The 12,553-nt window shown below is 40.8% G+C and carries 11 protein-coding genes and 4 pseudogenes; 13 read left to right on the top strand and 2 right to left on the bottom strand.

The genetic code is table 11. The annotated features are described in order from the left end of the window. The 10 genes and pseudogenes from NCY57_RS15860 to NCY57_RS15820 all read left to right on the top strand — a co-directional run. A partial coding sequence (locus NCY57_RS15860) for a DUF6483 family protein (protein WP_250789839.1) occupies positions 1-351 on the top strand: 351 nt, incomplete at its 5' end. Between the two features lie 119 nt (positions 352-470). Next, positions 471-584 (top strand): annotated as a pseudogene (locus NCY57_RS17200) (helix-turn-helix domain-containing protein); the annotation flags it as partial. After that, a pseudogene (locus NCY57_RS15855) lies at positions 582-851 on the top strand (AAA family ATPase); the annotation flags it as partial. The pseudogenes NCY57_RS17200 and NCY57_RS15855, both read left to right, overlap by 3 nt. A gap of 273 nt (positions 852-1,124) precedes the next feature. Continuing rightward, positions 1,125-1,535, top strand: a complete 411-nt coding sequence (gene tnpA / locus NCY57_RS15850; RefSeq protein ID WP_192925805.1) for an IS200/IS605 family transposase — start codon at positions 1,125-1,127, stop codon at positions 1,533-1,535. A gap of 54 nt (positions 1,536-1,589) precedes the next feature. Continuing rightward, the gene (locus NCY57_RS15845) at positions 1,590-2,846 is read left to right on the top strand and encodes an RNA-guided endonuclease InsQ/TnpB family protein (protein ID WP_250789838.1); all 1,257 of its coding nucleotides are present in this window, start codon (positions 1,590-1,592) and stop codon (positions 2,844-2,846) included. A gap of 103 nt (positions 2,847-2,949) precedes the next feature. Beyond that, positions 2,950-3,729, top strand: a complete 780-nt coding sequence (locus NCY57_RS15840) for a CPBP family intramembrane glutamic endopeptidase (RefSeq protein ID WP_250789837.1) — start codon at positions 2,950-2,952, stop codon at positions 3,727-3,729. Between the two features lie 170 nt (positions 3,730-3,899). After that, positions 3,900-4,559 (top strand): response regulator transcription factor, encoded by a 660-nt coding sequence (locus NCY57_RS15835; RefSeq protein ID WP_015525013.1) that lies wholly within the window; start codon positions 3,900-3,902, stop codon positions 4,557-4,559. A 2-nt stretch (positions 4,560-4,561) separates the two neighbouring features. Beyond that, positions 4,562-5,821: a sensor histidine kinase gene (locus NCY57_RS15830; protein ID WP_250789836.1), complete on the top strand. Its 1,260-nt coding sequence runs from the start codon at positions 4,562-4,564 to the stop codon at positions 5,819-5,821. Between the two features lie 110 nt (positions 5,822-5,931). Further along, on the top strand, positions 5,932-7,314 hold the full coding sequence (locus NCY57_RS15825) for a DUF6034 family protein (protein WP_250789835.1): 1,383 nt from the start codon (positions 5,932-5,934) through the stop codon (positions 7,312-7,314). 123 nt (positions 7,315-7,437) lie between these two features. Further along, complete coding sequence (locus tag NCY57_RS15820; RefSeq protein ID WP_195567515.1) at positions 7,438-9,231, top strand: DUF4209 domain-containing protein; 1,794 nt, start codon at positions 7,438-7,440, stop codon at positions 9,229-9,231. Positions 9,232-9,470: 239 nt separating this feature from the next. Here the strand turns inward: NCY57_RS15820 and NCY57_RS15815 are convergent, their stop codons facing one another. Then, positions 9,471-10,013 carry an SMI1/KNR4 family protein gene (locus NCY57_RS15815; RefSeq protein WP_147603555.1) on the bottom strand — a complete coding sequence of 181 codons (543 nt, stop codon included), beginning with the start codon at positions 10,011-10,013 and terminating at the stop codon, positions 9,471-9,473. A 45-nt stretch (positions 10,014-10,058) separates the two neighbouring features. Next, positions 10,059-10,304 carry a helix-turn-helix domain-containing protein gene (locus tag NCY57_RS15810; protein ID WP_243003937.1) on the bottom strand — a complete coding sequence of 82 codons (246 nt, stop codon included), beginning with the start codon at positions 10,302-10,304 and terminating at the stop codon, positions 10,059-10,061. Positions 10,305-10,937: 633 nt separating this feature from the next. On the opposite strand from NCY57_RS15810, the pseudogene NCY57_RS15805 reads away from it, so the two are divergent. From NCY57_RS15805 to NCY57_RS17110, 3 genes and pseudogenes are all read left to right on the top strand, one after another. Beyond that, positions 10,938-11,102, top strand: a pseudogene (locus NCY57_RS15805) (relaxasome subunit MobC); the annotation flags it as partial. A 327-nt stretch (positions 11,103-11,429) separates the two neighbouring features. Then, positions 11,430-12,410: pseudogene (locus NCY57_RS15800) on the top strand (MobA/MobL family protein); the annotation flags it as partial. Between the two features lie 21 nt (positions 12,411-12,431). Further along, entirely contained in the window at positions 12,432-12,518 is an 87-nt protein-coding gene (locus NCY57_RS17110) for a DUF6040 family protein (protein WP_242997104.1), read from the top strand. Positions 12,519-12,553: the final 35 nt, after the last annotated feature.

The following is a 12,553-nucleotide window of genomic DNA, read 5'->3' as shown; positions in this document are numbered from 1 at the left end:
GAAATGGTGAGAATATTATTCTCTTTAATATATGGGAAAAAGTATGTTTCTGTTGAGCTTGAAAAAGAAAACAAATATGAAGTGTCAGGGAAAAATTTGAAAAGTTTTCTTGATATGATTGATTCAGGGCAAATTAACGAAGCAGAGAATATACTTTTAGATAACATTGATTATGCAAATAATGATGAAGTGATGGCGGCAGCTCTTTTCTATCAATACCTTAGTGAGAAAGATAGTGAGTTTTTGATTAACAACAATTATACAAAAGAAGAAGTGCTTTCTGGCTTTAAGCAATTACTTGTGCAGTCAGGATATAATAATTTGTTATATATGATTAAGGATGATGAGTAATGCAGAAAATCCAGTTTGTAGAATTCAAAAATTTAATATGAAATATGAGATAGAGCGTATGGAAATAATCTATACGTTCTATTTTTTTTTGCCTTTTTGAAAAAAGTGATTAAAAAACTATTGACATTTTGTTACCGGAAGAACTAGCCAATCAGTTGGGCGTATCCAGACAGGCAGTATCTAAGTGGGAAAGTGCAGGAGCTGTTCCAGATTTGCAAAGAATTTTACAGATGTATCTTTTTGACGAACCGGAAGCTGCATTATCCCCACAGAGACAGCTTACATTGTTGATGCAAATATATAGTTGTGCAAAAGAGGGAGCACAGTTTATTATAGTTACGCATTCGCCAATTTTGTTAGGAATACCTGATGCAGATATCTATTGTTTTGATGATGGACGAATACATTTATGCGAATATGAAGAAACAGAGAGCTATCGGGTAACAGAAATGTTCATAAATAACAGGCAGATGCTGTTGGATAAATTGCTAACAGATTAGACAAGAAAGGAATCGACGGATTCAAGTTTGTGAAATTAAGAAAATCAGGATTGTAGAGGAAAATATTACATGAAGAAATTAGGACAATAAGCGGGAATCCTCGGCAATTCAATTACCGAGATGAAAGCGCAGGAGTGTGCATGGCTGCACATTGAAATAATCTGATAATATAATAATCTCCCTTGATATTAATGCCATAACTGGCATATAATCAATCGAAAATATGTTTGATTTTTTGTTGCGTATTTCCGCTCATCATGTTATACTATATGTATGAAAGAAAATCTAATACATTACAGGACTTGTGTATGTAATATCAACTACCATATGGTGTGGTCGGTGAAATACCGGCGGAAGATATTAAACCCAGAAATTGAGGAATACCTTCAGGAACTGGTGCAGCAGATTGCTGAGGATAAGGGGTTTACCGTTCATCTATTCGAATGTGGTGAAGGTGACCATGTCCATTGCTTTGTATCAGCTCCGCCAAAGCTGTCCATAACAGCAATTGTCAAGTATCTGAAGGGGATCACCGGCAGAAAACTGTTCGAACGTTTTCCGGAAATAAGAAACCAGCTATGGAAGGGAGAGCTGTGGAATCATTCCTATTATGTGGAAACAATCGGATCTGTATCTGAGGAAAATATCCGCCGTTATATTGAACATCAGAGCAAGTCGTATTGATTTAAGACGGACTGTGAATAGCGGTCCGCATAACTGTCTGAAGGGGGAAGAGGAATGCTGCTGTCACACAGAACATCTGTAAAAATCCGGCCGGAATATTCCAATATCATAGGGCATATGTGTTATGCAGCATCCAAACTCTGGAATATCTGTAACTACGAACGTCACCATTATAAAGAACTGGGACTGGAAAAGTATCCTGACTGGTATTACCAGAAAAAAGCACATAAAGGAAATCTGTGGTATAAACAGCTTCCGTCACAGACAGCACAGGAGACCTGCAAGCAGCTGGACAAAGCATGGAGATCCTTTTATGTCCTGAAAAAGACCGGAGGGATCAAAGATCCAAATCCACCTCATTTTAAACAGGGAAATATACCGGTCACATACATGCAGATGGGGCTCCGGCATGAGAAAGGTTCGGACCAGCTGCGGCTGTCTCTGCCAAAGGAGCTGAAAAGCTACATGGAAGAAACATATGGGATCCATGAAAAATTTCTATATCTTGAAAATAAGATTTTCAGGGACATGGATCATATAAAACAGCTGCGGATCTATCCACCGGAAAACGGAAAATGCGACCTTATTGTTATCTATGAGATTGAAGAACCAGAGCAGCTCTCTCAGAATGAACATTATTTATCTGTTGATCTGGGACTTCATAATCTGATGACCTGTTATGATTCCGAAAATGGCAGGACTTTTATCCTTGGAAGAAAATATCTTTCATTGGAAAGGTATTTTAATAAAGAAATCGCCAGAGTGCAGTCAGTATGGTATGCGCAGCAATCGGAAAGAGGAATAAAATATCCAAAATCATCGAAACATATCCGGAGATTTTACAGGAAAAAGCAGAATGCAGTAAAGGATTATCTTCACAAAGTGACCAGATGGATTGCAGAATACTGCAGAAAAGAAGATATCCGCTGTGTGGTTGTGGGAGACATGCGAAATATCCGCAAAGAAAAAGATATGGGGCATAAGACCAACCAGAAGCTTCACAGCCTGCCGTATAATAAGCTGTATATCATGCTGGAATATAAGCTGAAACTGTATGGGATTCCATTGATAAAACAAGAGGAAAGCTATACCAGCCAGTGCAGCCCATTATCACCGGAAGTATCAAAAAGATATGCAGAAGCATCAAACCGAAAAGAACGGGGCATGTATATAACTGATGGAGTAAGATACAATGCAGATGCAGTAGGAGCATTTAATATCCTGCGGAAATATCTTTCCGTATCCGGAAAGCAGAAAGAACTGTCCGTAACCGGACTAAAAAATCCAGAAATAATAAAAGTAGCTGCATAGCCGAAAGGCAAGCAGTATTGGTGTCATGGACGCACCCTGAAAAAAGGCAGTATCCCGCCAGATTTCAGATGCTCTGGTAACTCAGTTGCCGAGTAGTTCACTATTGGTATCATTAAAAACGTTTGCCTTTTTTGTAGGCTGGGCTATATGTGTTTCAATTTTGCCTATACCAGATACAAAAAGTGCGGCAGTCTGGAGATTTTGGGCAGAATTGATTCCATTATTGTCAGTTATTGGTTTTACAATTATTTTCTGGTTAATAGATAAAAGAAACATACGATTATATCTGACTGGAAAACCTGTTTATAATATCGTACTTGGGTGTATCACAGGAGCTATTTGGTTAGGAGTATCTGTTGTGATATTATCTTTAACAGGGGTCATACATATTGATGGCAGAAACCAAATTTCTATGCTTTGGTTATGGTTATTTTCAGCTTTTATCAATAGCGTTATGCAGGAAGTGTTAGTTCGTGGTTACTTATATCAGATGATAAAAAATAATTACAACATCGTTGTTGCTGTCCTTATATCTACCGGATTATTTACATTTGCACATAGTGGGGCTTTTGAGGCAGGAATACTTCCTGTACTAAACGTTATAACGATGAGTCTTTTCGTGACGGCAGTTTTGGAATACACGGAATCCTTAGTTGCTCCGATTGTAATCCATTTTTTATGGAATGGAGTTGGTGCAATTATTTTGGGTGGAGTATCGTTAGCAGAAGATTATCCACATTTGTTCAACATGGTAATTAGTGGAAATTCAATTTTGTCGGGTGGTAGCTGTAAAATTGAAGGTAGCATAGTTGTACTGTTTATGAACTTGATTTTAATGTTTGGATTCGTAATGGCAAAAAAGAAAAGAGACAAAAATCAATAATTTCAGTTTTATTGTACTTTTCTAATTCGAGACACACTGTGCCCTGAATTGAGCTGGTCACATTATCGTGTCCTGATGCGTATAAATGATGAGAAAGCAAGATCAAATGCAATGTAGACTTGGGATATAAAAAACTATACTATAGAAAAGCGTTAGAGGTGGCAGCGGGAATGAAAAATAAAATTTTGGTGATAGAAGATGACCGCGCAATTTCAGAATTGCTGTGCATGAACCTGGAGGCAGCAGGGTATGAGACTGTGGCAGCGTATGATGGGGAAGAAGCCCAGAGGCTGCTCTTATGGCAGGAGGACGCGGACCTGGCAGTGGTGGATATCATGCTGCCGGGAAAAGACGGATTTGCACTGATGGAGGATTTTAAAAAGAAGGAGCTTCCGGTGCTCTACCTGACTGCAAAGGATGATGTGGCTTCCAAGGTAAAGGGGCTGAAACTGGGTGCAGAAGATTATATGGTAAAACCTTTTGAGATGCTGGAACTTCTGGTACGCATTGAGAAGGTACTGGAGAGGACGGGACGGGCCAAGAAAGTCTTAACGGTCCGGAACATCCTGGTGGACATGCAAAGCCATCAGGTCTACAAAGACGGGCTTCCGGTAAGCCTAAAGCCAATGGAATATGACCTCTTTGTGCTGCTCCTGCAAAATAAGAACATTGCGCTTGGAAGGGAAGAACTGTTAAAACGGGTCTGGGGAGAAAACTACCTGGGGGAAAGCAGGACGGTGGATGTCCATATCGGACAGCTCAGAAAAAAGCTGGAACTTTATGATGAGATCAGGACGATCCCGAAACTTGGATACCGTCTGGAGGAATAAGGATGAAGCTGTGGAAACGAACGGTACTTCTTATGCTGGTAACGCTAATATGTGCCCTGATCCCAGTGGGAACGCTAAGTCTTTATATTACAGGAAAACGAAGCCTCAATAATGCTGCAGAGACCTACGGAAGACAGCTGGAAAATGGCAAGATACTCCTGGAACAATTTTGGGATAACAGCAAATATGAGCAGATGTCCGAGACTGGAAAGCAGGCTTATATGGGCTTTCAGTTCCAGCGATGCTGTGGGGAAGGCATGGCTCTCATCGACCGAAAAAGCAATGCCGTCATTGAAAACCTGACAAATTATAAAGTGGTGGGGCTCGAAAACTTAGGCTTAAAGGATGAAGGAGATCCGTATGCCTACAAGATACAGAAACTGGGACAGAAATACCTCCTTCTCCAGCTGGAACCATTATCCAGACCGGAAGGATATGAAGTCCTCTCTGTCCGGGAAGTCACAGGGCTTTTTGCAGAGCTGAGACAGACCGCTGTCTGGTTTTTTGGAATTTATCTGGCTGTGTTCCTGATCGCCGGCCTTTTTATTTATATGATGATGCGAAGAACTGTGGAACAGATGGAGAAGCTACAGGAAGTGGCAGAGAAACAGGAGCTGCTCATGGGGGCACTTTCCCATGAAATGCGTACCCCGTTAACGTCCATTATCGGGTATTCGGATACCCTGCGCCATGTAAAGCTGAAAGATGAACAGAAAGACCGGGCACTGGAACATATCAACCGGGAGGGAAAACGCCTGGAGGCTCTTTCTGGGAAGATGCTGCAGATGCTGGGGCTTTATCAGAACCATGCCATACAGATGGAAATGACCATGGCAGGTGACCTTTTAAACCATGTCATAGACCTGGAAAAAGAACAGGCAGAAAAGAAAGAGGTGCACCTCAAGATGGAATGTGAAGCCTTTTCCATGAAAATGGATCCGGCCTTGATGGAAAGCCTTCTGATAAACCTGATCGACAATGCCCTAAAGGCTACGGATGCCGGTGGAAGCATTTGGGTAAGGGCTTATGAGAAAGCTGGAAAAAAGATCTTTGAGGTGTCGGATACTGGAATGGGGATCCCGGAGGAAGAACTGGGAAAGATCACAGATGCATTTTATATGGTGGACAAATCACGAAGCCGAAAAGAAGGCGGATCCGGACTTGGGCTGGCACTCTGTGTGAAGGTGGCTGAAATCCATGGCGGATGCTTGAAAATCGAAAGCAGACAGAGAGAGGGGACCACGGTAAGAGCCATCTTCTGATTTACAAGTTGTTTACATCTTGATGAATACATCGGCAAAGCAATATGGTACTCTTTTCTCATAAGAAAAGGGTACCTTTTTTAATACCGAAAGGAAAGGATGGAAAAAGGATGAAGAAAATAAAAATGTTTATGGGAGCCGTTCTGTGTATGAATCTTTTGACATTATCCGGATGTGACCGTATTGTCCAGTCTGCTGTTGTGGAAGAAAAGGATCAGACAGAACAGAAAAAAGAAGAGAAAAAGGAGACAGTTCAGAAAACCGTTGCCGAACAGGTACAGGCACCGGAAATATACCAGACAACGATCCAGGCAGATCTAAGATCAGCGGACCGGGAGGATAAAGAAACCCCGATGAATTTTACACTGACAGCGGATGCACCGGTAAAAGTGCCGGATGTAGATGCAATCTGTTTAAAAAAAGTAAAAAGATTGGCGATTCCTGAAGAAGAACAGAATAAAATAAAAGACACATTCGGAAAAGGACAGCCCATGCAGGAAGAGAAGAATGAGAACGAACAGGCGGGGACATATACAGTAGATGGACTGACCTATCGGTATTCTTATACACAGAGTGAACAGGTATCGGATGTGGAGGAACTCGGATTTGGGATAGCGAAGTTTATCTTTGACGATTGTGGAGACATGACCCTGGAATCGAGCGAGAAAAAAGAAAGGGAAGAACGCTTTCAAAATTATATAAAGGCAGGAAGCGGGAAAGTGTCTGAAAAGGAAGCAAAGGAGAAGGTTTCAGGTCTTGTGTCCGGAGACTGGGAGCTATTTGAAAGTTCCTCAAAAGCACTTACTGAAGGAAGCACTACCCTGGAAAAAGATGACTTCATTTTTGAACGGATGATAGACGGGGTTCCGGTTAATTATGTGAGGGAAACCTCTTTGCCTGTTAATGAACAGGCTCTTGAATGGGAAAACGAAGATGGAACACTTCATGAAGGACAGTCTGAAGGATGGGAAAATGAAGTACTGACGATGGACTTTTGCAGTGGGACACTTCAGAGTTTTCTGCACCGAAATCCCATAGAAGCATCGAATGCTTCCGATGAGAGGCTGTTCTTACTTCCTTTTGATGAGGTCAAGGATATCTTTGAAAAAACGATCACTTTGCAGGTCATGACAGAAGACAAGAATCGGCTGATCTCTGTCGATGGAGGAAGCCACTACCGTTATCCATCCATTGATGCACAGAGTGCGGAGATAGCCATAACAAAGGTACAGCTGGGTTATATGTGCATGCCAGACAGTGAAGGCAGCGATACCGAAGCAGTCCTGATCCCGGTGTGGGATTTTTATGGAACCTGGACATCCAAAGAGCCAGAGTATGAGTACGGAAATGGGGAGGATGGACCGGTCATGGGAGACGTGACGATGGATGATGCAGGTGTTCCACTCCTTACGATTGATGCACGGGATGGAAGCGTAATACAAAGGATTCAGGCTGGATGGGCGGCTTCTATGGGTTCCAAGGATATAAAATAGAGTGTCAATTTCAATTTCTAATCAATGATGACAGAAAGACCTGGAATTTCAGGTCTTTCTGCTTTACAGGAAAAAGAAAAATACGTTATACTTTTCCTATAGAAAAAGGTTGGAGGAATATGTATGGCAGAAAAAATGGCAGAGCGGATCGCAGAGATTTTAAAAGGACCTAATTTTCAAACGGCAGAGAAAGCACTGACAGATTTCTGCGGAACGATGGATGGGGAATTCAGGAATCTTCTGGTGGATATTATTGTGGAACGATGGATTGATACGCCTAAAGACGTACCGTTTTCCTATGCCCGCAGCATTTGGAATCGGAAAGATATAAATAGAGAAGAGTATCAGGCATTGCTGGAGGAAATCCGAAGCTATCCCATCGCACCGATCAACAAGGCAAAGATATCGGATTTTTTATGGGTTGTGGAAAATGATTTTTCAAATGCTAAAATAGCAGAAACGGCTTATTGCGAACACTTGAAGAACACCGGTGCATTTGCAGATCATATCATGGCTATAAACCGGATCTTGTTTATCTCTAAAAAAATCCGAAGCAAGGAAATCAATGAAGAGGTGCGAAAGAATCTGCTGATAAAAGTATTAGAAGAGTATGATAACAGCAGCCACGCAAAAATTGGATATTTGATAAAAACTGCCATGGAGGAAAAAGTGGATACAGGATATCTGATCCCTTATGTGGAAAATATCTTGAAAACTTACGATGATAATAGCTGCGATGCACTGCTCATTGGTAAGTTTTGTGATCTGTTGGAAGAACTCTATTGCAGAAAAAATAACTGGCTGAAGAAAAAGTGTATTACTGAACCTAAACTGATTGCGATACGAAGACGTAAGATTCAGGCTGTCCGGATGGAGGCTGAATATGCCGGGGCCTCTTCCAAAGGAAATTTAATGAGAAAGATTCACAATTTGAAAGAGGTTATTCAGTTGTTAAAGACCATACAAGGTACGGAAGAAGAAAGAAAGGCACTGTTGCAGGAAATAGCACAGATAGAAGAAGCTTCCCTTTCGGAGATGATGGTATGGAGTGATAAACAGGATGCCAGCGGCATTGTAAAAGAACTGTTCCGCCAACTGGAAGATCTTGATAAAGAAGAGGCATTATGTTATTTTGCTTCATTTATTCCGATTCCGGAAAGAGAAAGGGTAAAGAATCAGGTATTAAATAGGACTGGGATCCTGCACACGATATTTCCAGCGGCAATCCTTGGAAAAGGAGGAAAATTAATTGCTAAAAGCGGGCCTGTGAAAAAGCCCGATGGAACAATCGATGAAGGTGCGCTTAAGGATAATATGGAGCGGACAGCAACCATGGAGATGGATTATTTTGCACAGATCCTGGTGAGCAATACGTTTGAATATATTCGTTCCAGATTTTTGATCGAAGAGAGTGATATAAAAAAGATTGTAGATGTAAGTTGTGCGATTCCGGAGGGGAGAAAAGAATCGTATACCAAGGGTCTCATGTTTGGCTTTTCTGGAGATTTCTTGACGGCGCTCAGTATCCTGATTCCACAGATAGAAAATGCAGTAAGATATCTGGCAGTAGAATGTGGAGAACCTGTTTACAACATGAATGAAGAAGGGATTGAAGAAATAAAATCAATGCACGCTGTCTTAGAATTGGAAGGAGTAAAAGAAAGCCTGGATGAAGACCTTATATTTGCGTTAAATACGATTTTCTGTTCAAAATTTGGATTTAACATGCGCAACAATGTGGCACATGGAATGCTGGATGATCAGGCATTCCAGAGCTTTAAGGCTTTGTATATCTGGTGGTTTGCACTGAAATTTTGCTATCTATTCTGCGGAAAATTACAGGAAGAGAATAGAAGTAAAATAAATAAAAAGCTGAAACAGCTGATGGAGAAGAAAGATAATATGGATGAGAATTAATATAAAATGGTTGGACGGATGGTATGGTTTCCTTAAAAAGTGTTCGGAAGTATCTGGCAAGCATAGCGTTTGGACATCAAAACGCACTTTGGGGACGGCCTCAACCCCCGGAATGTGTAGCACTGAGAGTAAATCTATAAATATAATATGAATTATAAAAACACTCCAACTTAGTAGTCAGAGTGTTTTTCATAAGCATATATTTTTTTTATAAAAATAGAGAGAAAGTATTTTGGTAGTTACGGATTTAAGAAAAACCAAAATTCATGTCCCTGGCATACAATATAGCGCTCCAACCACTCATTAAAAGGAAGGTTAAAACGATCGGTGTCAGGAGCTGGATAACATAAATAATCGTCTCTACCTTCTAATACAGCTTGTAAATCCATGGTTATATCACCTATATCTTGCAGAAAAAGAATGGGAAGATGATAGGTGAATTCTGGATCAGATAAAATGGGTGTATTATTCCAAACCTCTTTTTGATTAAGAGCTTCTTTTAAAGAGTAGATGGTACAGCTGACTAGAGAACTACCCTCTTCTCCACAAAAAAGCTCCATTCCATTTGAACAAGATAAAAAGGCTTTATACGAAGCGGGAAGTTTCATGTTGGGAAAATATTTTTCAAATAACTGAATTTCTTCGGAGGATACAGGTGGGTAAAATTTATGAGTTACTTTTATAGGCTCATCACCTAAATGCCATTGATAGACCCAACCATTATTATCCATCTCATATTTTAAATTTTTGAAAATTCTGTGTATTGCATTTACATCTTCCATTATGTACTCTCTCCTTAATAATTTCTAAACCAAGAAGTTATTGCTCTATGGCTTTCGGTTTTGACAGGCATTAAATTCAATACCGCCCTCGTAATATTTAGAAACACAAAGCCGTACGGTTGCTGAACTAACGGCAAGTTTTTCAGCGATATCATTGAAAGTCATGCCATCAGATTTATATAATAAAATTTTGGCACGATCTACAATTTGTGCCTGAATTGTTCTTTTTTTTGATAATGTTTTAAGGTAATCTTTGTCTTCCTCTGACAGAGTAAGATATGTTCTTCTCATAGCGTTCATCCCTTTCTTAGATAACACTATTATACCACACATTATCCTCAAAATATATAGTAGCTATTTAATTTACGTTATACTAGAAATGTGAACTTCCGTAATAATTAACTCTCGAAAGGCGGCGCCATGTATCTCGATTTTCAAGTAAAAATACCAACTGAATCAGCTGGCATTACTCGTAAAAAAATTAAGGGAACCACTTACATTTACTATGCATATGAACATAATTACAATACAAAAAAAGGGTATACTGTCCCTAAGAACACGACGATTGGAAAGTGTACAGAGGATGATTCGGAGCTGATGTATCCGAACACCAACTTTTTGAAATTTTTCCCGGCTGAGGAACTGCCGGAAACAAAAGGCAGTGCTTACAGGAGTGGGTGTCTCAGAGCTGGTACCTATTTTGTACTGCGTAAGATTATAGCGGAGTATCACCTGGATGAAATGCTGGGAGATATCATTGGAAAGAACAGCGGTTTGTTTCTGGACTTGGCAGTGTATTCCATCATTGCAGAAAACAATGCCGGACAGTATTATCCCGATTATGCGTATAACCACCCATTATTTACAGACCGGATGAAAATCTACAGTGACACAAAAGTCTCCGATTTTATTAACAGCATAACCAGGCTCTGCCAGATTGGCGGTGCGGTGGAATCGGTGCTGGGTTCTGCAATTGAGGAAGAAGATATCCCGAAGCTGATTGGCTTCTTAAAAAGGCAGGAAGCAAACGGAAAGTTTTTCTCAAAGGCAATGCAGAAAGAGCCAGTTGCAAATACGGAGGAAGTGTAATGCCGGAGGGAGTGGGTTTTCCATTCCCTTCATTGTTTTTTTATGAAGGGCGCATTTATGGACAACCAGAGGTCGTCCGTATAAGTTTGCCACAAGTGGCAACCGGTCTGCGCTCACGCTTGCCGGGCTCGTTCCGTCGGCGGGCATTTCATGCAGACCTGCTCATGCCGTAGGAGGCACTCTTCGCCAGAGGGGCGCATTCCATGCAGGCTGTTATGCACAGGGCACTCTTATGCAGAGGGCGTTCCGGCAGATACCTTTTTCTTTTAGGAAAACGTTACCTGCCGGAAATCAAAGCCGGATACGGCAGAAAGGAGGAAACGGATCATGGCATTTTTTCATTATACAGTAAAGATTGTTGGACGCAGCAAAGGAAAATCCATCATATCGGCATCTGCTTATCTCAATGGCGATGTGATGAAAAATGAAGAAACAGGCAGGATCAGTTATTACACTTCCAAAAGAGAAGTTGTTTATACCAACCTGTTGATGTGTGAAAATGCACCACAGGAATGGCTGAATGTACCTGCTGAAAATATCAGACGGTTCCAGAAATCTGTCCGATATAAAAGAGCAGATAACAAAGATGCCGCACTGGAAAAATTTAAACTCACTTTTCAGAAACAGCGTTTGTGGAATGAAGTTTTGAAGATTGAGAAGACCTCGGATGCACAACTCGGCAGGTCATTTGAGTTCTCACTTCCGAAAGAATGGAGCCGACAGGAACAGATTGATTATACAACTGAATATATTCAAAAGACCTTTGTAGATAAGGGAATGTGTGCGGACTGGAGCATCCACGATAAAGGCGATGGGAATCCTCATGTGCATTTACTTGTGACGATGCGATCATTCAATCCAGACCATTCATGGGGAAACAAAGAAGTCAAGGACTGGGATTTTGTCAGAGATGAAAATGGAAATATTGTGGTGGATGAATCCCATTCGGACTGGTGGCAGGATAAAAAGAACCCTGACCGTCATGGAATCCGAATCCCGGTATTGGACGAAAATGGCAATCAGAAAGTCGGTGCAAGGAACCGTAAACAGTGGAAACGTGTATTAACCGATGCTACCGGGTGGAACAATCCGAAAAATTGTGAACTGTGGCGGAGTGAATGGGCGAATGTATGTAATGCTCATTTGAAAGTGGAAAATCACATTGACCACCGTTCTTATGCAAGGCAGGGAAAATTTGAGATACCAACGATCCATGAGGGTGCGGATGCCAGAAAAATTGATGAGAAATTTCAAAACGGACAGACATCCTCCGCTTCATGGAAAGTGGAGGAAAACCAGATCATTAAAAACGCTATTCCGATAAATCTCATGGTATTCCTATTACTATCACATGTTATTTATATTGGAATCCGATGTTATGTGAAAGACTGGCAGGAAGAACGGGGATATTTTTAAAATCTAATTTGTTCATTTGCGTTATTTATATTTAC

This window comes from Blautia sp. MB18-30 (assembly GCF_023669475.1).
GTDB classification, from domain to species: Bacteria; Bacillota; Clostridia; order Lachnospirales; family Lachnospiraceae; genus Blautia_A; species Blautia_A fusiformis.
The sequence above is the reverse complement of the archived record's forward strand: the minus strand, read 5'-3'. Positions and strand labels throughout refer to the sequence as shown.

Coding starts and splice junctions, on each gene's coding strand:
- NCY57_RS15845 (WP_250789838.1), top strand. CDS start 1,590: ATGCTGCTGTCACACAGAACATCTGTAAAAATCCGGCCGGAATATTCC.
- NCY57_RS15825 (WP_250789835.1), top strand. CDS start 5,932: ATGAAGAAAATAAAAATGTTTATGGGAGCCGTTCTGTGTATGAATCTT.
- NCY57_RS17110 (WP_242997104.1), top strand. CDS start 12,432: ATGGTATTCCTATTACTATCACATGTTATTTATATTGGAATCCGATGT.
- NCY57_RS15815 (WP_147603555.1), bottom strand. CDS start 10,013: ATGGAAGATGTAAATGCAATACACAGAATTTTCAAAAATTTAAAATAT.
- NCY57_RS15820 (WP_195567515.1), top strand. CDS start 7,438: ATGGCAGAAAAAATGGCAGAGCGGATCGCAGAGATTTTAAAAGGACCT.
- NCY57_RS15810 (WP_243003937.1), bottom strand. CDS start 10,304: ATGAGAAGAACATATCTTACTCTGTCAGAGGAAGACAAAGATTACCTT.
- NCY57_RS15835 (WP_015525013.1), top strand. CDS start 3,900: ATGAAAAATAAAATTTTGGTGATAGAAGATGACCGCGCAATTTCAGAA.
- tnpA (WP_192925805.1), top strand. CDS start 1,125: ATGAAAGAAAATCTAATACATTACAGGACTTGTGTATGTAATATCAAC.
- NCY57_RS15830 (WP_250789836.1), top strand. CDS start 4,562: ATGAAGCTGTGGAAACGAACGGTACTTCTTATGCTGGTAACGCTAATA.